Consider the following 26,124-nt stretch of genomic DNA (forward strand, 5'->3'; position numbering starts at 1 on the left):
GAAATAAAAAAGCCTGTAAACATTAAGTTTACAGGCTTTTTTGTGGAGTCGCCGGGAATCGAACCCGGGTCCAAACAAGCAACTAAAGAGCTTTCTACACGTTTATTTCCTGATTGAATTTTCGATGTTAAGCTAGGTCAGGAACAACCACTCAACACTTATCTTCTTAATTTCGAAATCCACCCGAAGCTCATGGAAATCTAGGTCTATTTTTACGGTTCCCCTATACTGACCGCCACAAACCAAGGCTTTCAAGGAGAATCCAGCTTCCCTATCTTATAGGGACGTGGCTAATCTTACTATAATTCAGATTATGCAGCTAAAGCGTAGTTATTTTCGCCGTGTAAAATTGTAAGATCTTATATTTACGAGCAAGGTCTCAATGCTCGACGTGCTTACTTTTCAATTCGACTTGCTGTCAAAACCAGTCGACCCCAAAAATGAGTTTGCAAATTTATACTATTTGAAGTTACTTTGGTAATAAAATTTACACAAAAATTAGAAAGTTAAAAGTCAAAAGTTATAAAGTTTTTAAAGTCACATACTTATTTACTTTTACTTGTTTTATTTTCAGCCAATAGGTTTATTTTAAAAAGTACAAAGTGAATATTAGCAACTGTTTTTAAAGCTTTGTAACTTTTGACTTTCGACTTTTGACTATAGTTTTACTCTTCGTCTTTGAAATTAAAAGGATAATCACCAAAAATAGGAGCCAGTTTACGAACAGCATAAGTGTTTCTGGTCATCTTGTTAGATAATGCAATAATGGTCACATGCTCTTTCATCAACGGAATATATGATGAGGTATTTCCATGCCACCATCCATTGTGGAAATAATAATTTTGTCCGGTTTCCCAATTAATCATTCTAATTCCTAAACCGTAATTTTTAGTTCCTTTTCGTTCGTTACTGTTACCAGTATAAACTTCTTTTAATAAAGCAGGTTTCAAAAAGTCAGGAGAATTTCTGGCTCTGTCAAATTTCAAAAGATCTCTTACTGTAGAGAAAATGTTTTTATCTCCATATACGTTATCCAAATAATCAAAACCAATTTCGGCACCGTTACCTTTATAAGAAGGTACAATTGTTTTGCGATCTTTATCATCGTCAAAAACATAAGTATTTGTCATTCCCAAAGGTTTGAAAATCATTTGAGACATTGCTTCCTTATATTTTAATCCGGTAATTTTTTCGATTATAAGAGCCAGCATTGCATAATTGGTATTGCAATAACCAAAACGAGTTCCGGTTTTTGATTCTAATCCAATATTTTTTGTGGCTAAAATGTCTAATATATCTTGATTGGTAAGTTGATTATGTCTGTCCCAAACTGATTTATCATGATCTGTGAAATAAGCATAATTACGCATTCCGCTACGGTGACTTAACAACATTCTAACGGTACAATCTTCGTACGGAAATGTTTTTAAAATTGTATTTACCTTTTGATCTAAATCAATTTTGCCGGCGTTTACCAATTTTAAAACCGCTGTAGCAGTAAGTACTTTACTTACAGAAGCAATTTGAACAGGTGTATTTGCGGTTATTTTAGTTCCTTCATTTTTATTTGCATAACCATTATAGCGTTCAAAAATAATTTGTCCATTTCTGGCAACCAAAAAACTTCCGTTCATGCTATTGTTTGGCCAGTTTTTGCTGTAAAAGTGATTTATTCGTCCGGCTACAGAATTTATATAGGCCTGTGTTATTCGTTTTTCAGGACCTAAAGGCTTCATTTTTGGTAAGGTATCTTCTATTGTTGAAGCTTTGTCAACACTCGTTTTTTTATCTTTTCCGCACGAACTTAAAACTAAAATTAGAATAAGTATTTGTGCTATATTTGTTCTCTTAAGGAAATTCATTTGCATCGTTCTTGAAAAACAAATATATCGAATTCAATATTTATGTTTTGATATTTTTAGTTAACTAAAAAGTAGTTTTTAACACAAAATTAACTTGATTTTTATTTAGTCGATTGTTATCCAGCTTTTAACGGTTTTTAAAGATTCTAAATTGTATTTTGACAACAAAACTTTAACGAAAATTGTTATATTTGAAACAAATTATACGCAAAAAGTTATATTAATAATTACCTCAAACTTATTTAAATGAAATTTGGAATCATAAAAGAAAGAAAAAGCCCACCAGATCGCCGAGTTGTTTTTGCTCCGGGCGAATTGGCAAAACTCAAACAAACGTATCATGATGCTGTTGTTGAGGTAGAAAGTTCAGATATCAGAATTTTTTCAGACCTTCAATATAAAAGTATGGGCATTACCGTTACAGAAGATGTGTCAGGTTGTGATGTTTTATTTGGTGTAAAAGAAGTTCCTGTAGAAAATTTAATTCCAAATAAAGCTTATTTTTTCTTTTCGCATACAATCAAAAAGCAACCTTATAATAGAAAATTATTGCAAGCTATTTTAGAGAAGAACATTGATTTGTATGATCATGAAACTATTGTTGATGCAGAAAATCGACGTTTAATTGGTTTTGGAAAATATGCCGGAATGGTTGGTGTTTACAACGGAATACGTGCTTTTGGAATAAAATTTGAATTATTTAAATTACCAAAAGCAGAAACTCTTGGAGGTAAAGACGATTTAATTAAGCATTTGAAGCGTATTACAATGCCAGCTTTAAAGTTCGTAATTACAGGAACTGGAAAGGTGGGAAGCGGAGCTAAAGAAATTCTGGACGCCATTAAAATAAAAGAAATTACGGTTGAGAATTATTTGACTAAAAATTATACACAAGCTGTTTATGTGCAGTTAGATGTTTTAGAATATAATAAACGTATCGATGGTGAGGTTTTAGATTTTAATGATTTTATTGCACATCCTGAAGCTTATGTTTCAGATTTTGAAAAATTCACCAAAGTCACGGATATTTATTTCGCAGGACATTTTTACGCAAGTGGAGCTCCAATGATTTTGACGAAAGAAATGCTTAATGCAAATGATTGCAAACTTAAAGTCGTTGCCGATATTTCGTGCGATGTAAATGGACCAATTGCTTGTACTTTGAGATCTTCGACAATTGCAGAACCTTTATATGGTTATTTTCCGTTAGAAGACAAAGAAGTAGATGTTTTTCATCCTGCTGCGGTTGTAGTAATGGCGGTTGATAATTTGCCATGCGAAATCCCGAAAGACGCAAGTGAAGGTTTTGGAGAGCAATTCATGGAACACGTAATTCCTGCTTTCTTTAACAATGATAAAGAAGGAATCCTAAAACGTGCAAAAATTACCGAAAACGGAAAGTTAACACCAAGATTTGCTTATTTGCAAGATTATGTGGACGGGAAGTAATTATAAATTATGAGTTATGAATTATTAGTTCATTAATTATAATTTTAAGAAATAATAAAAGCGGTAGAAGGATTTTTAGATCTTCTACCGCTTTTTTTTAACTCATAATTTATAATTCATAACTCATAATTTTTTTAAACCATTTCCTCCGGTTTTACCCACGCGTCAAAATCTTCTGGCGTTACATAACCCAAACGAACGGCTTCGTCTTTTAGAGTTGTTCCGTTTTTGTGTGCGGTTTGTGCGATTTCGGCGGCTTTATAATAACCAATTTTTGTATTTAGAGCGGTTACTAACATTAATGAATTGTCTACAAGTTCTTTTATTCGTTTGTAGTTTGGTTCGATTCCTTGTGCGCAATGTTCGTCGAAAGAGATACAAGCGTCTCCCAAAAGTCTTGCGGATTGAAGAAAGTTTGCTGCTATTACAGGTTTAAAAACGTTTAGTTCATAATGTCCTTGCATTCCGCCAACAGAAATTGCCATGTCGTTTCCTATCACTTGTGCGCAAACCATTGTTAAGGCTTCACATTGTGTAGGGTTTACTTTTCCGGGCATAATTGATGATCCTGGTTCGTTTTCCGGAATATGGATTTCGCCAATTCCTGATCGCGGTCCAGAAGCTAACATTCTGACATCGTTTGCAATTTTATTCAAAGAAACCGCCAGTTGTTTCAAAGCTCCGTGTGTTTCGATAATTGCATCGTGAGCTGCAAGAGCTTCAAACTTATTCTCGGCAGTTATAAAAGGATGATTCGTGAATTTTGCTATATATTCGGCAACTTTAACGTCGTATCCTTTTGGAGTATTTAATCCGGTTCCTACTGCGGTTCCGCCTAAAGCGATTTCTGATAAGTGAGCGAGAGTATTTTTAAGTGCTTTTAATCCGAATGATAATTGAGCAGCATATCCTGAAATTTCCTGTCCTAATGTTAATGGCGTTGCATCCATAAGATGTGTGCGTCCAATTTTTACAACATCTTTGAATTCCGCTGCTTTTTTGACTAAAGTTCCGTGTAGTTTTTCGACACCGGGAATAGTCGTTTCGACAATCATTTTGTAAGCTGCAATGTGCATTCCGGTTGGGAAAGTATCGTTTGATGATTGTGATTTATTTACATCATCATTTGCTTTGATAAATTGTTCGCCTTCGCCAATATTAAATCCTTTTAGAACTTGTGCACGATTAGCAATAACTTCGTTTACGTTCATGTTACTTTGTGTTCCTGAACCGGTTTGCCAGATCACAAGCGGAAATTCGTCGTTTAATTGTCCGGCTAGAATTTCGTCGCAAACGGCTGCGATAGCGTCACGTTTTTCGATTGGTAAAACACCTAAATCATAGTTTGCATAAGCGGCTGCTTTTTTTAGATAAGCAAAACCTTCAATGATTTCGTGTGGCATTGATGCCGATGGTCCAATTTTGAAATTATTTCTGGAACGTTCTGTTTGTGCTCCCCAATATTTATCTGCCGGGACCTGAACTTCGCCCATCGTATCTTTTTCTATTCTGTATTTCATGGTGTTGTATGTAAAAGGTTAAATGTGATTTGTGAAATGTTGTGCTGAATGGTACGCGGATGACGCTGATTTACTTCGTAAAGAAGCGGATTAAAACTGATTTTTTTCTTTTATGATTGAATCTTCTTATGAAAACGGTTGCCCTAGCCCTGATGGGAGCGGCATCCTTTTATGGCGGGGTTCGCCATAAAAGATATAGTGTACAGCAGGAAATAGCTCCTGAAAATACTTATCTTCTTCTGTTTTAGATTGTTTGATTGTATAGGAATTAATCATGTCAAAAAAAGCTTATTTAAAATGAGTTTAAATATACGGATTATTGTGATTTTATAAAAATTGATTTGGATTTTATTGCTAACGAAAAATATAAAACTTACATTTGTCCTTACATTCAAAAATTCCGGAAAACATGTTTGAATTTTCACAGTACTTAGGCTTTTTACTTTTCTTGACCATACTAACTATAGGGTTTTGGTTGATGTTTTTCTTAGTTGGTTTCGTATCTTATTGGGTTACGGGAGCAAGCTGGGAAATGTTCAAAGAGAAAAGAGCAAAAAAGAGACAAGAAGAGCAATCAATTTAATTTTAAATTGACTTCAAATAAGAAAGGACCCGTTTATTCGAGTCCTTTTTTTTTTGTTTAAATACCAATAAAAAAGAATAGATCAATACTAATACTTGTGTAGAAAGATTAAATATTTTGTGTTAGCTAATTATTTTAACCACAAAGAACGCAAGGTTTTATCTTATTGTTATGGTTATAAACGCAAAGTTCGCAAAGCTTTATCAATTATAGCTTTGCGAACTTTGTGTTTGTATAAAATCTTATGAATAAAAAACCTTGCGTTCTTTGCGGTTAAATTTATCCTTAATTTTTTTAAACTAAATTATCCAGGATAATCTCCTCCGCCATCATTTCCGTCATTTTTAGGCGCTGCATTTTTATCGCGATCGCTTTTGGCTTTGTTAAAGCGGTAGGTAAACGATAAGTTGAATTGACGTCTACGGAATTGCATTTCGCTATAAGCGTTTTGGCTTTCGTGTGTCACATCGTTTTCAAGATAAGTGTAAGACCTCATGATTCGTGAATTGAAAATATCACTAATATTGAAAGCAATTGTAGCTTTGTCTTTTAGAACATCTTTGCTAAATGCAGTATTCATTCCAAACTGACCTAAGTTTTTACCTTGAGCTGTTTTTTGTTCGCCATTATAGGTGCCGCTTAATTGCCAGTCAATTTTGTATGGTAATGTTAGTTTTGAGTTGATTCTGGCAAACCATGTATTAGCTTGATTATCCAGATTTTGTACAACTGTATTTCCGTTAAAATCGGTATATGTGTTGTCTCCGGTAGTTTTTACGTTGTAAAAGTTGAAGTTACTGTTGATTCTCCATATTTTGAATGGTGTATAATTCAATGTAAATTCAAAACCAAATTTTTGCTCTCTTCCTAGGTTAATTGGGCGGCTCAAAATAACAGGAATTCCTTCTACTGGTTCGCCTGGAGTAGGAGTTATGACCTTGCCGTCAGGAGTTACAACCTTGCCTGTAGGAGTTCTCACGAAACTGAAAACGTCTTTTGTGTTTTCGAAATATGCTGAGGTATTAAACGTTAATTTGTCCCAACGTTTGATGTATCCAATATCGAATTTGTCTGTCAAAGAAGGGTCTAAATCCGGATTTCCTTGAAAAATATTAACATTACTGGAGTAATTCGTCGCAGGATTCATGAAACGTCCTCTAGGTCTTGTTAGACGCTTGCTGTAACTTGCTGTAAAATTGCTTTTGTCTGAAATTTCATAACTAACAAATGCGCTTGGAAACAAATTGTTGTATTTTTTGCTATTGAAATCGTTAGTGTCTAATAAGTTTACCTGAATATTAGTGTCTTCCCAACGCAACCCAAATAAATAAGAGAACTTATTTACTTTGAAACCGTATTGCGTGTAAATTGCGTTTATGTTTTCCTTGTATTCTAAAGTATTTGAAAGATCCGGATCTGGTTTACCATCAATGCCAGTTATTACATATTCATTGTTCAGGTCGCCAAAACTTCCTTTATATCCGGCTTCAAACTGACTTCCTTCGCCTAATGGCAATACGTAATCTGCTTGTAATTGCACTTGTTTCTGCACCTGATCATTCAATGAAGTATTGAAATTTGGTGATGCTGTAATAGTGCTGTTACTATCGTCTGTATTTCTTGAAATCGATAAATCGGCAGTAAGTTTGTGTCCCTTATCGTTGAAGTTTTTGATTAAGTTTGACGTATATTCTACGTTTTCACTTCCGGTAACACCATCATTTAAACGGTATGAATTGCCTGTAAAATCATGTGCTGCGCCAAAATTGCTGTAAGTGATATAATCTCTTGTATCTCCAGAACTCTTTTGGTAATTAATGGCGTTTGTCCAGAATGTATTTGGAGCAACAGTCCATTCTATACCAGCTCTTCCGTTAAATCCGTCAGAAGTTCTTTTAGTGTCACGATCTTCGTCCAGGTATCCTTTTGCATTTCCGTTTGCATCAACATATTGAGTGTTAGTTAAACCGGCACCTTCGCTTGTTCTTCGATTGTAGCCAAGAGTGGTGAAATAGTTTAATTTCTCTGTTTTATAATTTAAGTTTCCGCTTAAACCATACGTTTCAGGAAGTCCGGTTGAGGCAATGAAAGTTCCGTTTAAACCTTGATTTTTTCCTTTTTTAAGAATGATATTGATGATTCCTGATCCACCTTCGGCATCGTAACGTGCTGATGGATTGGTAATAACTTCGACTTTGTCAATAGCATCAGCCGGAAGCTGACGTAAAGCTTCGGCAACATTGATCGCGTTTGAAGGTCTTCCGTCAATTAAGATTCGGATATTATCGCTTCCTCTTAAACTCACATTTCCTTCTGTATCAACAGAAACCGATGGTACATTATCCAAAACGTCACTTACAGTTCCGCCTTTAACCATCATATCCTGACCAACATTGTATACTTTTTTATCTAATTTTATTTCTACAGTCGATTTTTCGGCACGAACCACAACTTCGTTCAATTGTGCGGCATCTTCAGACAGATTTACAACTCCTAAATTAGTATCTCCTGAAATGTTTTTTCCTTTGATTTCAGTTGCTTTAAACGAAATAAATTCAACTTTTATATCATAAGTTCCCGGAGCAACAGCAACCTCAAATTCCCCTTTTGGATTTGTGATTCCACCAGCAATAACTTTAGTGTCATTTGGAGCCATTAACGAAATTGTTGCGTATTCAAGTGGTTGTTTGCTTACTTTTTCGAAAACTTTTCCGGTAACTTTTACTTTGTTTTTACCAGTTGGAGGTTGTTGTGCATAGTTGTATAAACTTGTAAAAAGGAATACAAGCAATACAGCAAATTTGATTTTTTTCATCGTTTTTTGGTTTCTTTTCTTCTTAGACCACAAATGTACCTTTTGGTTTAAAGACAAGAATCACAAAAAAATGTTAATACGACATTTTATAACTATTCTAAAAAAGAAGCAACATTATCTAAATCTCTTCCAATAATTGCTTTTTCGTCTTTGATTACAATTGGACGTTCTATTAAAATAGGATTATCAATCATCGCCTGGATAATTTCGTCGTTAGTCAATTCTTTTCCTTTGTAATTTTCGATCCAGATTTTTTCTTTTACGCGAACTAATTGAATCGGATCTAAACTTAATTTTCCAAGTAAATCTTTCAGTTCATTAAGAGTTGGAGTCTCTGTTAAATAAGGAATAATCTCATATTTTTGGTTGGTTTGTTCGATAAATGCCAAACAATTTCTTGATTTTCCGCAACGTGGATTATGGTAAACTTGTATCATTTTGTTATATTTAAGGTGTTCTAATTGAGTTAAAGTAAATTTTTGGTACTTTAGCAAGGCCAAAAATAAGATTTACTTATTAATTTAAATATCTTTTAATGTAGGATTGTTAAAGATATTGTTTTTCATTTTAAAATTTTAAATATATGTTTTTAGAACAAGGGATTAAACCTGAAAATGTTTTTTGGAAATATTTAATAGGATCGGTTTTTATTATTACAGCCTCCTTTATCGGTCAGATTCCTTTTACAATAGCGGTTTATTTTGGTTACGATGGCAAAGACGCTTTTCCAACAGATAGTGATGCAGCTTTGAAAATGTTTGAGCCAAATCTAACCTTGTTTTTGGTAATGATTTCTTTTGCATTTGCCCTTGCCGGAGTTTGGTTTGTGGTAAAATATCTGCACCATCAAACGCTTTTGTCTGTTTCTACTTCAAGAAATAAAGTAGATTGGAACCGTATTTTGTTTTCGTTCGGTTTATGGTCTTTCTTTTCCATTTTAAGTTTTTTGTTTGTTTATTTTCAATCACCAGCGAATTTTGTGTGGAACTTTAAATTAGTTCCATTCTTGATTTTGGTTGCGATTGGAACAATATTAATACCTATTCAAACCAGTACCGAAGAGTATGTGTTTAGAGGTTATTTAATGCAGGGATTCGCAAATTTGGCTCAAAATAGATGGTTTCCGCTTATGATGACGTCACTTATATTTGGTTCCATGCATTGGTTTAATCCCGAAGTGACCAAAATGGGAAATATTATTATGATCTATTATATAGGAACGGGTTTGTTTTTAGGTGTTATCACGCTTATGGATGAAGGAATGGAATTAGCTTTAGGATTTCATGCCGCAAACAATTTGATTGGAGCTTTGTTAGTTACATCAGATTGGTCTGTTTTTCAGACAAACTCGATTTTCAAAGATATGTCTGAACCTTCGGCAGGTTTTGATGTGATTTTGCCGGTTGTAGTGGTTTATCCTATTTTGCTTTTTATTTTTAGTAAAAAATACAACTGGACCAATTGGAAAGAAAGATTAACGGGTAAAATAAATGTTTTACAATCACCAAATTAATATTAAAATGTCAAAGTTAACACATAAGAATGTTCATAATTATTTCAAGCTAAATGGTTATCATTTAAACGGAAAAGATTTATGCACGGTAGGATATAGTTATATAAAAGAAGGCGATGCTGCTGAGAAAGTCATCGGTGAATTTTTACTGGATTGGTTTGATGATAAAGAGTATATCGAAATGACCACTTCCGGAACAACGGGACTTCCTAAGTTAGTTCGTTTAGAAAAACAAGCTATGATTCAGTCTGCTTTAGCGACTGGAGATTTCTTTGGCTTAGAACCAGGAAATAAAGCTTTATTGTGTTTACCGGTTCAGTTTATCGCAGGAAAAATGATGTTGGTTCGAAGCTTGATTTTAGGCTTGGACCTTGATGTTGTTTCGCCGAGTACAGAACCATTAACGAATAATTCGACAAAATATGATTTTGTAGCAATGGTGCCTTTGCAAGTTCAAAACTCAATTGAAGGTTTGAAAAATGTAAAGAAACTGATTATTGGTGGTGCCAAAATGGACAGTGCTCTTGAAGAGAAACTTTTACCGCTAAAAACCGAAATCTACGAGACATACGGAATGACGGAAACCATCACACATATTGCTGCTAAAAAAGTAGGTGATAGTGTATTTTCGATTTTACCAAATGTGAAAATTGCTAAAGATGATCGTGATTGTTTGGTAATTACTGTTCCTTCTATTTCTGATGAGCCGATTGTGACAAATGATCTTGTAGAATTGGTAAATGAGAATCAATTTATCTTTTTAGGAAGAATCGATAATGTGATTAATAGTGGAGGAGTGAAGCTGATTCCAGAGCAAATCGAAGCAAAGCTAATCGGAAAGATTGACGCCAGATTTTTTGTTACCGGAATTCCGGATACTGTTTTAGGCGAAAAATTAATTCTGGTTATAGAAGGCGAAAAACAAGAATTTGCTTCTGACTTTTTTGATGTTCTTGGGAAATTTGAAAAACCAAAAGAAATTGTTTTTGTTCCAAAGTTTAAAGAGAATGAAAATGGGAAGTTATTGCGTAAGCCTAGCTTGGTGTAGTTTTTTTACCATATAAGTTAATAAGTTCATTTAAAAATACGTTGAGAGTGAAGTCCCTACGGGACAATCTGGACGTATAATGTGTATCTTTTTACCAACATTTAATCTCTACGAGATATTTCTTATGATTTGATATTTCTACATAATGTATATAAACATCAAGTAGAATACTCTGCTAGGAGTTAAACGTTGGTAAGAAAAAAGGAAGATAAATAAGAAATATTGCGTCGATAAAATGTTTATACATCAAGTAGAAAACTAAAGACAAACAGGAGATATCTCGTCAATATAATATATAAACATCAAGTGGAATACTCCGCTAGGAGTTAAAGGTAGGTAGGCAAACAGGAAATATTCCGTCGATAAAATATATAAACGTCAAGTGGATTACTCCGCTAGGAGTTAAAGGTCGGTAGAAAAAAAATAAAGACAAACAAAAAAAATGTCCCGTAGGGACTACACAATACATACAGCATATATTAAATGAACTTATATCACTTATATGGTGAGAAAAAAAATAAAAGCCTTTAGATTTTTAATTTTCTAAAGGCTTTCTTTTTATTTTAATTTGTGTGAATTATTCCGAAATAACAGCATTTTTTCTTTCTAACAATGCCATATAGAATCCGTCGAAACCAGATTCAGAAGCTAGAATTTTACGATCTTTTATGAAAGTAAATTGCTTTCCGATTTCAGTTTTTAAGAACTTTTCTACTTGCTCTTGGTTTTCAGATGGTAAAACCGAACAAGTTGCATAAACCAGTTTTCCACCTGGTTTTACAATTTTAGAATAACTCTCTAAAACTTCCGCTTGAACTTTACGGATGTTATCAATAAATTCAGGTTGTAATTTCCATTTTGCATCAGGATTTCTTTTAAGAACTCCTAAACCACTGCAAGGCGCATCGATTAATACACGATCAGCTTTCTCGTGTAGTTTTTTGATCACTTTTGTCGTGTCTATAATACGATATTCAATATTAAAAGCGCCATTTCTTTTTGCTCTTAATTTCAATTGCTTTAGTTTGCTTTCGTATAAATCCATTGCAATCAATTGTCCTTTGTTTTCCATCAAAGAAGCGATGTGCAATGTTTTTCCTCCAGCTCCGGCGCAAGTGTCCACAACACGCATTCCAGGTTTTACATCAAGAAAACCGGCAACCAATTGTGAGTTTGCATCCTGAACTTCAAAAAGTCCTTGTTTAAAAGCATCTGTTAAAAACACGTTTGCTCTTTCTTTTAAAACTAAAGCTTCAGGCTGATCTTTTAAATATTCTGTTTCGATATTCAAATCCATCAACGTGTTTCTCAGGCTTTCTTTAGTTCCTTTAAGGGTATTTGTTCTTAAAATAACTTTAGCAGGTTGGTTTTGAGCCGCAATTTCTGTCGACCAAACTTTTTCTCCTAGTTCTTTTACCCCCAATTCATCCATCCAATCCGGAATAGATTCTTTAAGTGCTCTGACTTTTGAAAGTTCGTCAAAACGTCCTTTGATTTTTCTTTCAGGAGTTCCTTCTAATTGTCTCCAATCAGGAATTGGATATCCTCTTAAAACTGCCCAAACTGCAAACATTCTCCAAAGATTATCTCTGTCGAACGGTTCTTTTACTTCGGCAATTTCTGCATATAATCGTTTCCAACGAACAATTTCGTATATCGTTTCAGCAACAAACTTCCTGTCAGAACTTCCCCAACGTTTGTCTTTTTTTAAGGCTCTAGCTACCACTTTATCTGCATATTCTCCTTCATTGAAAATTGCATTTAAAGAATCGATGGTAGTATAAACTAAATTTCTGTGTAATCTCATTTTAATTATTTGAGTTGCAAAGGTACTATTAATTGATTGAAAGTTAAATTTTTAATTTTGATTGTTGGTTTAACTTTCTTTAAAAAGAAAAAAAAACACTCTAATAAGTTTAAAAGAGTGTTTTTTGAATGTATTTGTAAATGCTTTATTTTATAATTCTCGTTAATCCGATATTTTCCGGAGCGTGAAGCACCATTGGGAATTTCTCTATTTTAACCGAACTACTATCTAAACCAAAAGCTCTTTCTTCAGATAAACTCAGTTTCTTGATGAAGAAGTAAGAGTTCATGATGATATTTTCGTGCCATCTTAAATCGTTATCATTTGATAAGAATTTCTCAGACAATACAAATTTGAAATCGCCAATAATATTGTTTTTGTTCAAAGATTCGTAACGGCTTGTAATATCTACTTCGCCACGTTTTACCATATCACGAATTACTTCTCTAAACATTAAATTGATTTTTGTAGGTTCTCTAAATCCTAAGTTAAAATCGATTCTGTAAATATCATCTTTCGCAATTTCAGTAACTTTATATTGTGTTTTATAAGGTTCCGTAAGAATGTTTACGTGTACAAACCAGTAGATATCAGCTCTTTTTGGACGCTTTTGTAAAATCGAATAAATAACTTTTTCTTCCAGTTCATCAACACGGTTTGCATTCGTCATATAAACCAAATGCGTTGCGTATTTCGGGATAGATAAGTCTTCGCTTAATTCCATTAATACTTTTTTATAATCGTCAATTTTGATGATTTTAGTATAGCTTTTGTTGATTTTCTTTGCCAAATACCAAATTGTCATAATCGAAATCAAAAGTATTGCAATGATTAAAGTTACGTAACCACCTTCGGCAAACTTTGTAATATTTGCAAATAAGAAACTGAACTCAATCAATAAATAAATTGTGATAAGCGGAACCATTAAATACAGTTTTACTCTTTTCATTATTAAATAATAATTAAGTAAAATTGTAGTCATGATCATACATAAAATGATAGCAAGACCATATGCATGCTCCATGTTTCCTGATTTCTGAAAGTGTAAAACAATTCCAACACAACCAAAGAATAATAACCAGTTGATTGACGGAATATATAATTGTCCTTTTACTTCAGTAGGATATTTGATTTTTACTTTCGGCCAGAAATTCAAACGCATTGCTTCGTTGATCAAAGTAAATGATCCACTGATAAGCGCTTGAGAAGCAATTACAGCAGCAAGAGTTGCAACTACAATTCCAAATGGTAAAAACCAATGTGGCATAATCAAGTAAAACGGATTCCCATTTTCTCCACCTAATTGTTGCAATGTGCTTCCTTCGTGGTGTATTAGATAGGCTGCCTGACCAAAGTAGTTTAATACTAAAGTAGTTTTTACAAAAATCCAGCTAATTCTAATGTTTTTTCTTCCGCAGTGTCCCATGTCTGAGTACAAAGCTTCGGCTCCGGTAGTACATAAAAATACAAAACCAAGAACGAAAAATCCATCAGGATGTATCGATAATAAATGATAAGCGTAATAAGGATTGATTGCTTTTACAACTTCAGGATGACTCATGATTTGTAGAGCACCCAATGTTCCTAACATGGCAAACCAGATTAACATCATTGGTGCGAAAAACTTACCAACTAGTTTAGTTCCAAATTGTTGAATGGTAAATAGAACAAATAAAATCCCGATAACAATATAAACAATTGTCTCTGTTTCCATCGTTGGATAGAAAGCTCTAATACCTTCAACGGCAGATGAAATCGAGATTGGCGGTGTTATAATTCCGTCTGCAAGTAAGGCACTTCCTCCAATAATGGCGGGCACAATGAGCCACTGAATCTTCGTTTTTTTAACTAAAGCATAAAGAGCAAAAATTCCACCTTCACCATGATTGTCGGCACTTAAAGTAATAAGTACGTACTTAATTGTAGTTTGCAAAGTCAATGTCCAGAAAACACAAGAAATACCACCTAAAACAATATCGGCATTAATTGCATAATCACCAAGTATGGCTTTCATTACATATAATGGAGAAGTACCAATATCTCCATAAATAATTCCCAATGTTATCAATAAACCCCCTATAGACAACTTACTATGTAAGTTTTTATGCGATGCGCTCATGTATGTTTTTATAAAAGACGGTTGCAAATTTACTGTTTTAAAACAAATTAGCATCAATTATAATTAAAAAGATAAAAAAAAGCACAATCGTTAAATTGTGCTTTTGATTTTTATCTGAAAATGCGATTTTAATATTAACCTCTTCTTCCGCCATAGCTTCTGTTGCCTGATCCGCTTTCACGTTGAGGTTGACTGCCTCTTGATTCCTGGCTTGCTCTCGGAGCTTCAGAACGTTGTGTGTTTTGAGGCGCTTGTTGTCTTGGCGCACTCGCTCTGTTATCAGAATAACTTCTTGGAGATTCTGTTCTTTGAGGAGCTGGAGTAGAAACTCTGTTGGTATTCATATTGTCTTGTGAATTTCCTCTGGAATAACCTCCATTATTTTGACCGTAATCTCTTCTGTTATTTGTATTATCAACTCTTACCGGATTACTTACAGTTGCAGAGTTGTCTCTGTTTGTAGTATTTACACGATTTGTGTTGTAACTTCTATCAGAATTTGTTCTGTCAACTCTTACCGGATTGTTTACAGTTGCGGCGTTATCTCTGTTTGTTGTATTTACACGATTTGTGTTGTAGCTTCTGTCAGAGTTTGTTCTGTAGTCCGTATAATTTCTGTTTGGAGTTCTATTGTCTGATGGTGTAGAAACTCTTCCGGAATTAGATCTGTCTGTATTGTATGAGTTTTGAGTTCTGTTATAATCTCTGCTTGCAACACGTCTTTGGTCTAGGTCATATCTATTTGTTACATTAGAATGTCTTTGAGTAAAACCGTAGTCAGGACGTCTTGTTTCGTAACCATAACTACGTCTTGATTGGTATAAAACCGGCGCAACATAACTTCTTCTTGTGCTTACATAATTGTAATGATTGTTTACATTGATGCATACATTTATGTTGTTTCTATATCTGTAAATAGGGTAAGGTCTCCATGCTGCATAATACGTTGGATATACATTCCAGCCCCATGTAGAATAATATGGTCTGTAATTTGTAACCCAAAATGAGCTGTAAATTACCGGAGCAACACTGTAAACTGGCTCATAAATATAGTTGTCTCCGTACAAGTAAGTATTACCAACAACCTGAACGCTAACTTTGTTATAATTATCTCTTTCTACATCAATTGTAGCAACATCCTGATAAACATCGCGATCAAGAACAGCTTGAATAATTACTACGTGTGTTCTGTTTTCTACTGATTCTATAACTCTTAAATAATCAACTTCATTGTCATCATTTAAGTCAAGATTTGAAATTTGGTATTTTGGATCGTTCAAACGTCTTTCGAAGTCCTGCAGATTTGCTGATTCTCCAAACATAGAAGCAACCGCTCTTAAATCTAAGTTATCGCTGATATCTGAATTTTTTGCATAAACAGTAGTTTGGCTTTGTGCTTTACAAGAACTGAAACCTATTGCTATAATAGCTATTAAAAGTAATTTCGTTTTCATGGCAAAATCATATTAAGATTGATATTTTGTAGATATCCAATTACTGTGCCAGAAAAAAAAACAAAACTTAAATTATATGTGAGAATTAATTGTATTTTAGCAATAAATAAATCTTAACCTATATGAAAAAAGTATTATTGTTTTGTGGCGCTTTTATTTTATTTATGTCTTTTAAAACATTGAGTGAGAGTGATAAAAGAGTACTTTATAGTGGTTTTACCTCAATGCAAATTGATACTTTATTTCAGGATAAAATTAGTATTAGAGCAATATCAATTGATAAAAATAAAATTTGGTATGGAGCTGATAATTCCCGTTTTGGATACTATGATTTAGATAAAAAAGAGAAATTCGAAGAACATATTTATCGTGATACTTTAAAGTTAGAATTTAGAAGTATTGCTCAAACTTCAAAAGATATTTTCTTATTAAGTGTTGGGAATCCTGCGTTACTTTATTCTGTTTCTAAAAAAACAAATAAAGTAAAATTGGTGTACAAAGAAGTAAACCCTAAAATATTTTACGATAGCATGCAATTTTGGAATGATAAAGAAGGAATCGCTATTGGAGATCCAACCGAAGATACTTTTTCGATCATTGTAACTCGTGATGGAGGAGAAACATGGACTAAAATATTATCTGATAAATTACCGACAAATGCAACTGGTGAAGCGGCTTTTGCAGCCAGTAATACAAATATTGTAATACAAGGAGAGGATACATGGCTGGTTTCCGGAGGGAAAAAAGCACGTGTTTTTTATTCGCCTGATAAAGCAAAAACATGGAAAGTGGTTGAAACACCAATTGTTCAGGGTAAAACTATGACAGGTATTTTTACAGCTGACTTTTATGATTCTAAAACCGGATTTATTGCGGGTGGCGATTATGAATCTCCAAACAAAAAATCAGATAATAAAGCTTTTACGAAAGATGGCGGAAAGACCTGGCAATTAATTGGTCAGGAAATGGGATTTGGTTATGCGTCATGTGTGCAATATGTTCCGGGCGGAAATGGGAAAGAAATTGTTTGTGTAGGATCTGAAGGAATACAATATTCTCAAAATGGAGGACAGAACTGGACGCAATTGTCTACAGATTCAAAACTCTTCACAATTCGTTTTGTAAATAGAAACCTTGCGATTGCTGCAGGTCATAATAAAGTGGTAAGACTACGTTTCAAATAGTCCTGAAATAATAAGAACCCTAAATAATAAAGTAAGTATTATTATATAGGGTTCTTATCGCTGTTGTTTTTTGTGAGCAAACAATGGAATCAAGAGTTGCACTGTGCCGTTAGGTACTCAATATTGGTAGTCATTGTAGATTCGAAATACGTTGGCGTGCCGTAGGTACGCAACAAAATGACTGCTATTGCGTACCTACGGCACGCTAAATTTATTTCAATTCATATTTTCTACCAATATTTAGTGTCTAACGACACAAATTGTAGGTATTAAACTTTTGATTAGCTTAATTATATTAATCTTTTCCTGCTTTGTCTCGGTATTGTTTTAGTAATTTTCGATTAAAATCGTCTTCAGATTTTTTTAGTTTCAATATCTTTTTTGCCGAAAGTATCTTTTTTACATCCGAGCCATATTTGACTCTTAAAAGATACAACTCTTTATCAGTAGCTTCCATTTGAGAAAGTAACGATGCTGCTTCTTTTTCAGAAATAGAATTGATATTGTCACCATCTAATCGTTGCAAATACGTTTTCATTTTTTGATGTCTCAATTCGAATTGTTTATCGTCATAAGCATTATAAATAGGCCAGAACTTCTCAGCTTCAGTAGGAGTTAATTCTAGTTCAGTTGTTAAAAAAGAAACTTTATAAGCCTTGATTTTTTCACGTTTCTCATCTGTTTTTTCGTTTTGAGCATAAAAAGAAAAGCTTACTAAAAACAGAATTAGCGGTAGTATTTTTTGAATTTTCATCGTTTAAATTTTGTTTTATTCTGAAATTAAATGTTCTATGTTTGGACTCGATACTAATATATCTTCAAGAGTTTCATCTTCTATGATAACATTTTTGTTTAGCTTTTGAATGTCTTTAGAATCTAAATTCTGAATCAAATCATATTGATTTAAATTAGACTGATAAGCTAAATACGTTTCTAAAGTATCCTCATCAAGTTCTTTAGAAGTTTCGTTGTAATTGTTTATTATCGGAATCATTAAGGCAATAACAATAATGGCGGCGGCAAGAATTGAAAGTACTGTTTTACGTTTGTAAAACGGAATTACTTTTACTTCTTTTTTATCATCGTTAATCTGTTGTAAAACTTTTGCCGAAAGGTCATCAAAGTAATGATCCGGAGTTTTAAATCCGGTTGATATTTTTGGTTCGTTTTCTAATTTAAATGCTTTCATAATAACAATAAGATAGATTTTGTTATAAAAGGTTTAATTTGATGTAACATATATTTCAATTTTTTTTACAGCATGATGATAAGAAGCCTTTAAAGCTCCTACTGAAGTTCCTAAAATTTCGGCTATTTCTTCATATTTTAATTCTTGAAAATACTTCATTTTAAAAACCAATTGTTGCTTTTCCGGCAAGGTGATTATGGCTTTTTGAAGTTTGATCTGGATTTCGTCACCATCAAAATAAACATCGGCTTTTAAGTTGTCAATGGCTTTATTTTGAAGCGCTTCAGATGTTATACCGTTTAATTTTGCTTTTTGATTTAAAAAAGTCAAAGCTTCATTAGTGGCAATTCGATACATCCAGGAAAAAAGTTTACTTTCTCCTTTAAAGTTTTTTAAATATTGATGCACTTTTACAAATGTATTCTGCAAGACATCATCTGTATCATCATGATTTAGAACAATGTTTCGAATATGAGAATACAAAGGTTTTTGATATTCAGACAAGAGTTTTTGAAACGCAATATTTTGCGTTTTAGGATCTAGTAACTGTTGTATGAATTCCTTTTCGTCTATCAAACTTTTTGATTTATCAAACTTTAGTATTAGAGTGAATTTTAAGCAAAAGGTTTAATTGGACCTGTGTTTTTAAAATTCAGATTCTTCTTCCGGAGTTTTTGCAGCCGGAGTTGCAGCTGGTTTTGGTTTTGCAGGTTCTGTAGTAGTTTGTTGAGGTGCGTAAACCGGAACTTTTGCAACAGGAACCACTTTTGGTTTTGTTGGAAAATAAATCTCCGTCATTAACTTAGAAGGACTTTTTACGTCTAATTTGCTAACTGTTAAGATTTCAAGATGTGACCACGATAAATCAGGGAAGATTTTTTCGTTGTTTATATAGGCAGTTGTTTTTGCAATTGCTTCATTCGTATGAGAATAGTCTCCTGTCAAAGTTGTTTTTACAGCTTCAAAACCATTTAGTTTTCCACCTAAAATATCACTTCCTGAAGTTGTTGTAATTTCTCTGCTTGTTGGTAAACAAATCGAAATTTTAGCCAATCCCGTTGCTGTATCATAAGTATGGTAAATAATAAATGGTTTTCCGTTTGTTGCTAAACCATTGTTTTTACTGAACTCAATAAGTTTCGGAATTACAACGCGGGCATTTTTATTTACTTTCGAAATTTCGCTTGTAAAAGTTTGTTTGATATAAGGAGTTTCGACTTTCTTGACAACACCATTTACTTTTATAGCATAAGTTTTTGTTTCGAAATCTAAGTTTTTATCAATGTTTGCAAGGCTTTTTTCGTAAATAGTTCCAATAACTTTATCAGAACCTCCGTTTAAAGCGGTATAAATTTTGAAAAGAAAGCTCATTGTTCCTGTTCCTTTCCAGGTAACTTTTGTTTTTCCTGCAAGAGTATCTTTAAAAGTCCAGTTTACATCAGCTTCAGTTCCGTCATATTTCATTTTTTGCTGAATGCTTTCGCCTTCTTTAGTTTTAAGCGTAATTACATTTCCTGCACCATCAGGACTTGCAAAATAAAACGAAGCGCCGTTTCCGGATGTTTTATTTGGAAAGGTCATTTTTATCGAAGGATCTTCTACAGACCAGGATTCAAAATCTTCATAATTTCTAAAATCATTTACATAGTTATACACGGTCGCTTTTGGCGAATTTATCACTTTGCTTCTTTCTACAGAAAAAATCCCTTTTTGGGTAGCGACAAAAACAGTGAGAGCAACTAAGCTTAATAATAATAAAAGAAATAAATATTTTAGAATCTTCATTGTAGTAGGTTGTTTGGTGTCGTAAAGTTATAAATTTTATTACTAGTCGCACTAGTAGCGCCGCAATAAAAGTACACTTTATAAATTTATTTGATCAAAAAAAGTTTCAAATAAAACGATTTTGAAGAAGTTTAATTGTACTTTTTTAAGATTTATTTTTATTTATAAATCTAAGTATATTGTTTTAAGGACTATCTTTTGAAAAAGAATTTGATTACAAACAAAATCGCAATAAAAAGCAAGAATACAATTAAGACTTTATAATTTCCTTTGTAGAAAACTTTGTGTAATGCCAGATCTTTTCGGTAGGCAAATATCATTACGATTACAAATGCAATAAAAAAACAGAGTGCGAATATTAATTGTCCTTGACTAAACATAGTAAAAAATTATTTTTGACAAATTTAGAGAATTGTATATGATTTGTTGCTAATTTGCCACTTCATTTAATCAATTAATATCATGAGGAAACAACTTGATGCAGTAACTGAATTTCATACTGCTTTTAAAATAGGTCATAGTCAATCTCCAATTGCTGATTTGGGAGAATCTAAAAAACTGCTTCGTTATAATTTAATGAAAGAAGAAAACGAAGAGTATCTTGAAGCAGTTCAAAATAATGATTTGGTTGAAATTGCTGATGCGCTGGGAGATATGATGTATATTTTGTGCGGAACAATTATTGAACACGGTTTGCAAGATAAAATCGAAGCTGTTTTTGACGAGATTCAACGTAGTAATATGAGTAAACTTGGCGAAGATGGACAACCAATTTACAGAGAAGACGGAAAAGTAATGAAAGGTCCGAATTATTTTAAACCCGATTTCTCGAAATTATTGTAAATAGGTTTAACCGCAAAGTGCGCTAAGATTTAATTTTTCTTTACGCATAGAAAATACAAAGTTCGCAAAGCTTTGCGTCATTTTTGTCATTTCGACGAAGGAGAAATCACACTAGAAACTCCGCAATCAAAATCGTCAATCAAAATCGTCAATCAAAATCGTCAATCAAAATCGTCAATCTTTGCCGAATCCCGCGTGAGATTTCTCCTCTGTCGAAATGACAAGATTGAGCGTATAAAATCCGTTTTAATCTGTGTTTTCGCAAAGCGAATCCGCGTCATCCGCGTTCTATATTGCCAATCTTTGTAGAGTTTCGCGTGTGATTTCTCCTCTGTCGAAATTGTAAAGGTTACTTATTTCGGTAACGGATTTATCATTTCGATTGGTTTCTTTCCATCAATACCTTGATGTGGTCTTTCATGATTATAATAATATAGATATTGCAATAATTCTTCTTTTAATTCTTCATGAGAATCAAAATCTGTATCTCTCAATAAATCATCTTCCAGAGTTCTCCAAAAGCGTTCAACTTTACCATTGGTTTGTGGTCTGTATGGTTTTGTATACCTGTGCACAATTCCTAGTTCCATTAGCATTCTCTCAAAAGGATGATTGTTTTTTACTTTGCTTGTTTTAGGTCCAAATTCAGCTCCATTATCAGATAATATCTCTTCAAATTTTATTTCATAATGATCACTTAGGATGTTTAAACATTTCAATGCCGCAAACATAACTGTTAAACTGGTGATATCAGAAACTAATTCAGCCCAGGCAATTCGACTGTAATCATCTATTACACAAACTAAATAGCGATTTTTATTTTCCCCTTTAATTATACTTTTGCTCAAATAATGACAATCAATATGACCAAGTTGTCCCATTCTTTCCTTGATTATTTTTTGATGATTCTTTTTAATCTTCGGAGTTAATCTATTTATTTTATTGCGTTTTAAAATATTATAAACTCCAGAATATGATGGTGTATGCTTTCCTAATTTGGGTCTTAAGATACTAACAATTTCATATTTGTTGTTTCCTTTTTCTCGTAATTCAATTACTTTTTGCTCTATAAAAGGCAAAGGACGTCTGGTTTTATATTTAGGCCCTCTTTTTTGGGGTAATAAATCAATGGATTTCCCACTTTGTTTAAAGCGATTATAATACTTTAAAAAACTCTTTCGGCACGTATTATTTGCTGCATAAAAATCCAGTGCTTTTTTATACAAAGGATGAGTTTTATTTTTTACCTGTTCATATTCTTTTATTAAAAAACGATACTTCTCTAAATAGTTCCGCTCTAAAGTGGAATCCTGACTATTATTTCTCATTGTAACAAAATTTATTAAAGTTAAATTTTGTTACCGAAATATCTAACATCTACAGAAATGACAAGATTGTGTTTAATTATATAAAATAGAAAACCCGATAACTGTGAAGCTATCGGGTTTTTATATTTAAAAGTCTTTTAGTTATTGAACTTTTACAGTCCATCCAAAAGTATCTTCAGAAAGTTTGTTTTGAAGACTAGTTAATTTTTCTTTTAAAAGAGCACCATAAGTATTCTCAATTGGAGCCATTTCATAATAAACATCCTGGTAAGAGAATCCTTTGATTACGCTGATAACTGCAGCAGTTCCTGCACCAAAAATTTCTTTTAAAGATCCGTTTTTAGCCGCTTCTACTAATTCTGAAACAATAACAGGACGAACTTCAACTTTAAGACCTTCTTTTTCTGCCATTTCAATTAAACTTTTTCTGGTAATACCATCCAAAATTCTTTCACTTGTTGGAGCTGTTAATAAAGTATCGTTAATTCTGAAGAAAACATTCATAGTTCCAGCTTCTTCCAGTTTAGTATGCGTTGCATCATCAGTCCAGATTATTTGTTGGAAACCGTCTTTGTTTGCTAAGTCAGTTGGGTAAAACTGTGCAGCATAGTTTCCGGCAGCTTTTGCAGCACCAATTCCACCATTTGCAGCTCTACTATAATGTTCAGCAATAATAACTTTTACTTCACCTGAATAATACGATTTTGCAGGAGAAAGTAAAATCATGAATTTATATTCGTCAGAAGGATTTGCAATAACTCCGGCTCCGGTTGCGATCATAAAAGGACGGATGTACATACTAGCTCCGTTTCCTCTTTGAATCCATTCCTGATCAATTTTTAATAATTCGTTCAAACCATCCATAAAAACACTTTCCGGAACTTCTGGCATTGCCATACGAACTGCAGAATTGTTAAAACGTTTGTAGTTTTCATCTGGTCTAAACAACCAAACATCATTATTATCATCCTTATAAGCTTTCATTCCTTCAAAAATAGCTTGCCCGTAATGAAAGACTTTTGAAGAAGGATCCATTAAAATTGGAGCATAAGGCTTAATGACAGGATTTTGCCACTCTCCATTTTTAAAATCACATTCGAATAAATGGTCTGTAAAAACAGCACCAAAGCTTAAGTTTTCAAAGTCTACTTCGCTTATTTTTGACGAAGTTGCTTTTCTGATTTCAATTTTGCTTGCTTGAGTTGTACTCATAATAATGTTAGTTTTGTGTGTAATTTTCATTTCAATAGATTGAATCTAAAGCAATGATCAGGTATGAATAGTATTTACTGAATGCAAAATTAAGTAAAAATATATAATTTACTTAGTAAAACTGCATTATTTAGAGCCTTTAACTGAGATTTGTTTATCTTATAATAAAGTCAAAAAAAACGTTCGGTTTTATAAAGAATTTATGAAAAAAGTACGGATTTTTAAGGCTTTACGCATTTGTTTTGATTAATTTTGACTCGAAAAATGGCTTAAAATCGTACAAAAATGTACTACAAATTTATAAATAGTGGAAAGAGAGATAATTAAAACGCTGGATGGGTCAACAACAATTCATTTGAAGGAATGGGACGAATGTTATCATTCTAAACATGGAGCAATTCAGGAAGCAAAACATGTATTTATAAAAAACGGACTTTCCTTATTTGAAAATAATCCGGTGAGTATTCTTGAAATTGGTTTTGGAACAGGATTGAATGCTTTTATTACTTTTTTAGAATCAGAACAAAAACAACAACAAATAGATTATGTTGGAGTAGAAGCGTATCCAGTAAATGCTGAAGAAGTTTTGGCAATGAATTATGTTGCTGAATTGGAGGCATTGGAATTTGATAACATTTTTCAGAAAATGCATAAAAGTGAATGGAATGAAAAAACGCAAATTTGCAACCTTTTCTCGTTAACCAAAAGGAAACAATTTTTTGATGAAATCGACGATTTAGAAATTTTTGATTTGATTTACTTTGATGCCTTCGGATATCGCGTTCAACCGGAGTTGTGGAGTACTGAAATTTTCAGGAAAATGTACAATAGTTTAAAACCAAATGGAGTTTTGGTAACATACGCCGCTCGCGGAGTTGTTAAAAGAAGTATGATTGAAGTTGGTTTTACTGTCGAAAAATTGGCAGGTCCTCCGGGGAAACGAGAGATGTTTCGAGCGTTTAAAAAGGTTTAAATGAGTTGTTTAGAACGATTCTATATTGATTTATATTTATTAAGAAAACGTATTCGTTGCTAAAGTTTTTAAAAAAATAAGTTAAATTGAATGTATATGAATGATATTTGTTTAAATTTGTTGCGAGTTTAAAAATATAGATAACCCCCGAAAATCTTATTTTATTATGTCAAAAATGATGTTTGATTACACGAAATCAATACTTGAGAGAGTAAGTTTCGATCCGATACTTTTCTGCAAAGAGTTAGAAAAAGCTATCAAAACACTGTTACCGTACGAAATGGAACAATTGCAAGAATGGTTATTAAATTTCATTATTGAAAAACCAGAGTTAAAACAAAGTTTACTACTAATTAAAGTATAAAAAAAGGAGCCAATTTGGCTCCTTTTTTATTTTTATTTCTTTTGTAGCGGACTAATGATTTGAACGTTCTGAAAAACAATTGCTCCTTTTACAACTCCGGCGATTGTAGATCGTAATGCGTCAATGATTTGCATTTTTAATTCGCTCTTAGGGTAAATTAAACTTACCTCACGAGCAGGTTTTGGTTCCTTAAAGTTACGCAGTTTCAGTTTGTCGGACTCTTTTAAGTCTAAGGTGTGCAAGTACGGAAGTAACGTTGTGCCCAAACCTTCGTCGGCCAATTTTATAAGGGTTTCAAAGCTTCCACTTTGAATCTGAAAATTAGTCTGATCGATATCAGAACCGTTTTTGCATAAATTCAAAATTCCGTCTCTAAAACAATGTCCGTCTTGCAAAAGCAAAATTTCGTTGAGGTTTAGATCAGAAACTTCGATTTCTTCCTTAGAAAAACTTGCGTGATGTTCCGGTATATAAGCTACGAAAGGTTCAAAATATAAAACGATTTCCTTAATTTTTTCGTCTTCAAGAGGCGTTGCAGCAATTGCAGCATCAAGATGACCGTTTTTTAACTTCGTAATAATTTCATCCGTGTTTAGCTCTTCGATTAAGAGTTTTACTTTCGGATATTTTTTGATGAAATTATTCAAAAACATTGGTAAAAGCGTTGGCATAATCGTTGGAATTATTCCCAAACGAAATTCTCCTCCAATAAAACCTTTTTGTTGTTCTACTATATCTTTGATTCTGTCTGCTTCATTGACAATGTTTTTTGCCTGATTAACAATTTTTTGGCCAATATCCGTAAGCTGAATAGGTTTTTTACTTCTGTCGAAGATCAAAATATTGAGTTCTTCTTCAATTTTTTGAATTTGCATACTTAAAGTAGGCTGGGTAACAAAACATTTCTCAGCAGCAAGCGTGAAGTTTTTATGTTCGGCCACGGCTAAGACATATTGTAATTGAGTTATAGTCATTTTGATAGTATTTTTTGATGCAAAAATAAGTAAATATAATTTTTTTTATCTTATTTTAAAAGAAGTTGTTTTAAATTTGTAGTAAACTTATTATAAAAAGAA

23 protein-coding genes and 1 other RNA gene are annotated in these 26,124 nt (G+C 33.0%); 8 read left to right on the forward strand and 16 right to left on the reverse strand.

All coding sequences use genetic code 11. The features are described from left to right. Positions 1 to 40 precede the first annotated feature (40 nt). Both ssrA and C8C83_RS16185 read right to left on the reverse strand, forming a co-directional pair. Positions 41 to 436, reverse strand: a transfer-messenger RNA (tmRNA) gene (ssrA, locus tag C8C83_RS16180). A gap of 229 nt (positions 437 to 665) precedes the next feature. Then, complete coding sequence (locus C8C83_RS16185; protein ID WP_121329458.1) at positions 666 to 1,868, reverse strand: serine hydrolase domain-containing protein; 1,203 nt, start codon at positions 1,866 to 1,868, stop codon at positions 666 to 668. A 240-nt stretch (positions 1,869 to 2,108) separates the two neighbouring features. On the opposite strand from C8C83_RS16185, the gene C8C83_RS16190 reads away from it, so the two are divergent. Continuing rightward, positions 2,109 to 3,311 carry an NAD(P)-dependent oxidoreductase gene (locus C8C83_RS16190; RefSeq protein WP_121329459.1) on the forward strand — a complete coding sequence of 401 codons (1,203 nt, stop codon included), beginning with the start codon at positions 2,109 to 2,111 and terminating at the stop codon, positions 3,309 to 3,311. Positions 3,312 to 3,445: 134 nt separating this feature from the next. Here C8C83_RS16190 and fumC read toward each other — a convergent pair whose 3' ends face one another. Next, complete coding sequence (fumC, locus tag C8C83_RS16195; protein ID WP_121329460.1) at positions 3,446 to 4,831, reverse strand: class II fumarate hydratase; 1,386 nt, start codon at positions 4,829 to 4,831, stop codon at positions 3,446 to 3,448. A gap of 409 nt (positions 4,832 to 5,240) precedes the next feature. Between fumC and C8C83_RS16200 the strand changes: the two genes are divergently transcribed. After that, positions 5,241 to 5,414: a hypothetical protein gene (locus C8C83_RS16200; protein ID WP_026984685.1), complete on the forward strand. Its 174-nt coding sequence runs from the start codon at positions 5,241 to 5,243 to the stop codon at positions 5,412 to 5,414. Between the two features lie 304 nt (positions 5,415 to 5,718). Here the strand turns inward: C8C83_RS16200 and C8C83_RS16205 are convergent, their stop codons facing one another. Both C8C83_RS16205 and arsC read right to left on the reverse strand, forming a co-directional pair. Next, positions 5,719 to 8,229, reverse strand: coding sequence for an outer membrane beta-barrel family protein (locus C8C83_RS16205; RefSeq protein ID WP_121329461.1), 2,511 nt, complete (start codon positions 8,227 to 8,229; stop codon positions 5,719 to 5,721). A gap of 92 nt (positions 8,230 to 8,321) precedes the next feature. Then, the gene (arsC, locus tag C8C83_RS16210; protein ID WP_121329462.1) at positions 8,322 to 8,666 is read right to left on the reverse strand and encodes an arsenate reductase (glutaredoxin); all 345 of its coding nucleotides are present in this window, start codon (positions 8,664 to 8,666) and stop codon (positions 8,322 to 8,324) included. 146 nt (positions 8,667 to 8,812) lie between these two features. Here arsC and C8C83_RS16215 point away from each other — a divergent pair, with 146 nt between their 5' ends. Both C8C83_RS16215 and C8C83_RS16220 read left to right on the forward strand, forming a co-directional pair. Continuing rightward, a complete protein-coding gene (locus C8C83_RS16215) occupies positions 8,813 to 9,742 on the forward strand; it encodes a CPBP family intramembrane glutamic endopeptidase (protein ID WP_121329463.1) in 930 nt (309 codons plus the stop codon). 7 nt (positions 9,743 to 9,749) lie between these two features. After that, a complete protein-coding gene (locus tag C8C83_RS16220) occupies positions 9,750 to 10,790 on the forward strand; it encodes an AMP-binding protein (protein WP_121330073.1) in 1,041 nt (346 codons plus the stop codon). 577 nt (positions 10,791 to 11,367) lie between these two features. Here the strand turns inward: C8C83_RS16220 and C8C83_RS16225 are convergent. The 3 genes from C8C83_RS16225 to C8C83_RS16235 all read right to left on the reverse strand — a co-directional run bounded on the left by C8C83_RS16225 (position 11,368) and on the right by C8C83_RS16235 (position 16,170). Continuing rightward, on the reverse strand, positions 11,368 to 12,597 hold the full coding sequence (locus C8C83_RS16225) for a methyltransferase domain-containing protein (RefSeq protein WP_121329464.1): 1,230 nt from the start codon (positions 12,595 to 12,597) through the stop codon (positions 11,368 to 11,370). A gap of 145 nt (positions 12,598 to 12,742) precedes the next feature. Continuing rightward, complete coding sequence (locus tag C8C83_RS16230) at positions 12,743 to 14,716, reverse strand: KUP/HAK/KT family potassium transporter (protein ID WP_121329465.1); 1,974 nt, start codon at positions 14,714 to 14,716, stop codon at positions 12,743 to 12,745. A gap of 134 nt (positions 14,717 to 14,850) precedes the next feature. After that, complete coding sequence (locus C8C83_RS16235) at positions 14,851 to 16,170, reverse strand: hypothetical protein (RefSeq protein WP_121329466.1); 1,320 nt, start codon at positions 16,168 to 16,170, stop codon at positions 14,851 to 14,853. Between the two features lie 122 nt (positions 16,171 to 16,292). On the opposite strand from C8C83_RS16235, the gene C8C83_RS16240 reads away from it, so the two are divergent. Further along, positions 16,293 to 17,354 carry an oxidoreductase gene (locus C8C83_RS16240; RefSeq protein ID WP_121329467.1) on the forward strand — a complete coding sequence of 354 codons (1,062 nt, stop codon included), beginning with the start codon at positions 16,293 to 16,295 and terminating at the stop codon, positions 17,352 to 17,354. 295 nt (positions 17,355 to 17,649) lie between these two features. Here the strand turns inward: C8C83_RS16240 and C8C83_RS16245 are convergent, their stop codons facing one another. The 5 genes from C8C83_RS16245 to C8C83_RS27405 form a co-directional block, all read right to left on the reverse strand. After that, on the reverse strand, positions 17,650 to 18,108 hold the full coding sequence (locus C8C83_RS16245; protein ID WP_121329468.1) for a sensor of ECF-type sigma factor: 459 nt from the start codon (positions 18,106 to 18,108) through the stop codon (positions 17,650 to 17,652). Positions 18,109 to 18,123: 15 nt separating this feature from the next. Beyond that, entirely contained in the window at positions 18,124 to 18,543 is a 420-nt protein-coding gene (locus tag C8C83_RS16250) for a hypothetical protein (protein WP_121329469.1), read from the reverse strand. Positions 18,544 to 18,576: 33 nt separating this feature from the next. Next, positions 18,577 to 19,119: a sigma-70 family RNA polymerase sigma factor gene (locus C8C83_RS16255; protein ID WP_121329470.1), complete on the reverse strand. Its 543-nt coding sequence runs from the start codon at positions 19,117 to 19,119 to the stop codon at positions 18,577 to 18,579. Between the two features lie 69 nt (positions 19,120 to 19,188). Then, the gene (locus C8C83_RS16260) at positions 19,189 to 20,328 is read right to left on the reverse strand and encodes an SRPBCC family protein (protein WP_121329471.1); all 1,140 of its coding nucleotides are present in this window, start codon (positions 20,326 to 20,328) and stop codon (positions 19,189 to 19,191) included. Between the two features lie 191 nt (positions 20,329 to 20,519). Further along, on the reverse strand, positions 20,520 to 20,708 hold the full coding sequence (locus C8C83_RS27405) for a hypothetical protein (RefSeq protein ID WP_089354292.1): 189 nt from the start codon (positions 20,706 to 20,708) through the stop codon (positions 20,520 to 20,522). 82 nt (positions 20,709 to 20,790) lie between these two features. Between C8C83_RS27405 and C8C83_RS16270 the strand changes: the two genes are divergently transcribed. Continuing rightward, positions 20,791 to 21,171, forward strand: a complete 381-nt coding sequence (locus C8C83_RS16270; RefSeq protein ID WP_099708895.1) for a nucleoside triphosphate pyrophosphohydrolase family protein — start codon at positions 20,791 to 20,793, stop codon at positions 21,169 to 21,171. 353 nt (positions 21,172 to 21,524) lie between these two features. Here the strand turns inward: C8C83_RS16270 and C8C83_RS16275 are convergent, their stop codons facing one another. Further along, a complete protein-coding gene (locus tag C8C83_RS16275) occupies positions 21,525 to 22,499 on the reverse strand; it encodes an integrase core domain-containing protein (RefSeq protein WP_121331222.1) in 975 nt (324 codons plus the stop codon). A 141-nt stretch (positions 22,500 to 22,640) separates the two neighbouring features. Next, positions 22,641 to 23,711 (reverse strand): branched-chain amino acid aminotransferase, encoded by a 1,071-nt coding sequence (locus tag C8C83_RS16280; RefSeq protein ID WP_121330074.1) that lies wholly within the window; start codon positions 23,709 to 23,711, stop codon positions 22,641 to 22,643. Between the two features lie 307 nt (positions 23,712 to 24,018). Between C8C83_RS16280 and mnmD the strand changes: the two genes are divergently transcribed. Together mnmD and C8C83_RS27410 are read left to right on the forward strand one after the other, a co-directional pair. Further along, on the forward strand, positions 24,019 to 24,684 hold the full coding sequence (gene mnmD, locus C8C83_RS16285) for a tRNA (5-methylaminomethyl-2-thiouridine)(34)-methyltransferase MnmD (protein ID WP_121329473.1): 666 nt from the start codon (positions 24,019 to 24,021) through the stop codon (positions 24,682 to 24,684). A 166-nt stretch (positions 24,685 to 24,850) separates the two neighbouring features. Beyond that, positions 24,851 to 25,048: a hypothetical protein gene (locus C8C83_RS27410; protein WP_017496117.1), complete on the forward strand. Its 198-nt coding sequence runs from the start codon at positions 24,851 to 24,853 to the stop codon at positions 25,046 to 25,048. A 32-nt stretch (positions 25,049 to 25,080) separates the two neighbouring features. Here the strand turns inward: C8C83_RS27410 and C8C83_RS16295 are convergent, their stop codons facing one another. Next, a complete protein-coding gene (locus C8C83_RS16295; RefSeq protein ID WP_121329474.1) occupies positions 25,081 to 26,022 on the reverse strand; it encodes a LysR substrate-binding domain-containing protein in 942 nt (313 codons plus the stop codon). Positions 26,023 to 26,124: the final 102 nt, after the last annotated feature.

Source organism: Flavobacterium sp. 90 (assembly GCF_004339525.1).
In the GTDB taxonomy this organism is placed as follows: Bacteria; Bacteroidota; Bacteroidia; order Flavobacteriales; family Flavobacteriaceae; genus Flavobacterium.

What these genes read in the sequence shown, in the direction of transcription:
- C8C83_RS16185 (WP_121329458.1), bottom strand. Translation starts at nt 1,868, where the DNA reads ATGCAAATGAATTTCCTTAAGAGAACAAATATAGCACAAATACTTATT.
- C8C83_RS16190 (WP_121329459.1), top strand. Translation starts at nt 2,109, where the DNA reads ATGAAATTTGGAATCATAAAAGAAAGAAAAAGCCCACCAGATCGCCGA.
- fumC (WP_121329460.1), bottom strand. Translation starts at nt 4,831, where the DNA reads ATGAAATACAGAATAGAAAAAGATACGATGGGCGAAGTTCAGGTCCCG.
- C8C83_RS16200 (WP_026984685.1), top strand. Translation starts at nt 5,241, where the DNA reads ATGTTTGAATTTTCACAGTACTTAGGCTTTTTACTTTTCTTGACCATA.
- C8C83_RS16205 (WP_121329461.1), bottom strand. Translation starts at nt 8,229, where the DNA reads ATGAAAAAAATCAAATTTGCTGTATTGCTTGTATTCCTTTTTACAAGT.
- arsC (WP_121329462.1), bottom strand. Translation starts at nt 8,666, where the DNA reads ATGATACAAGTTTACCATAATCCACGTTGCGGAAAATCAAGAAATTGT.
- C8C83_RS16215 (WP_121329463.1), top strand. Translation starts at nt 8,813, where the DNA reads ATGTTTTTAGAACAAGGGATTAAACCTGAAAATGTTTTTTGGAAATAT.
- C8C83_RS16220 (WP_121330073.1), top strand. Translation starts at nt 9,750, where the DNA reads ATGTCAAAGTTAACACATAAGAATGTTCATAATTATTTCAAGCTAAAT.
- C8C83_RS16225 (WP_121329464.1), bottom strand. Translation starts at nt 12,597, where the DNA reads ATGAGATTACACAGAAATTTAGTTTATACTACCATCGATTCTTTAAAT.
- C8C83_RS16230 (WP_121329465.1), bottom strand. Translation starts at nt 14,716, where the DNA reads ATGAGCGCATCGCATAAAAACTTACATAGTAAGTTGTCTATAGGGGGT.
- C8C83_RS16235 (WP_121329466.1), bottom strand. Translation starts at nt 16,170, where the DNA reads ATGAAAACGAAATTACTTTTAATAGCTATTATAGCAATAGGTTTCAGT.
- C8C83_RS16240 (WP_121329467.1), top strand. Translation starts at nt 16,293, where the DNA reads ATGAAAAAAGTATTATTGTTTTGTGGCGCTTTTATTTTATTTATGTCT.
- C8C83_RS16245 (WP_121329468.1), bottom strand. Translation starts at nt 18,108, where the DNA reads ATGAAAATTCAAAAAATACTACCGCTAATTCTGTTTTTAGTAAGCTTT.
- C8C83_RS16250 (WP_121329469.1), bottom strand. Translation starts at nt 18,543, where the DNA reads ATGAAAGCATTTAAATTAGAAAACGAACCAAAAATATCAACCGGATTT.
- C8C83_RS16260 (WP_121329471.1), bottom strand. Translation starts at nt 20,328, where the DNA reads ATGAAGATTCTAAAATATTTATTTCTTTTATTATTATTAAGCTTAGTT.
- C8C83_RS27405 (WP_089354292.1), bottom strand. Translation starts at nt 20,708, where the DNA reads ATGTTTAGTCAAGGACAATTAATATTCGCACTCTGTTTTTTTATTGCA.
- C8C83_RS16270 (WP_099708895.1), top strand. Translation starts at nt 20,791, where the DNA reads ATGAGGAAACAACTTGATGCAGTAACTGAATTTCATACTGCTTTTAAA.
- C8C83_RS16275 (WP_121331222.1), bottom strand. Translation starts at nt 22,499, where the DNA reads ATGAGAAATAATAGTCAGGATTCCACTTTAGAGCGGAACTATTTAGAG.
- C8C83_RS16280 (WP_121330074.1), bottom strand. Translation starts at nt 23,711, where the DNA reads ATGAGTACAACTCAAGCAAGCAAAATTGAAATCAGAAAAGCAACTTCG.
- C8C83_RS27410 (WP_017496117.1), top strand. Translation starts at nt 24,851, where the DNA reads ATGTCAAAAATGATGTTTGATTACACGAAATCAATACTTGAGAGAGTA.
- C8C83_RS16295 (WP_121329474.1), bottom strand. Translation starts at nt 26,022, where the DNA reads ATGACTATAACTCAATTACAATATGTCTTAGCCGTGGCCGAACATAAA.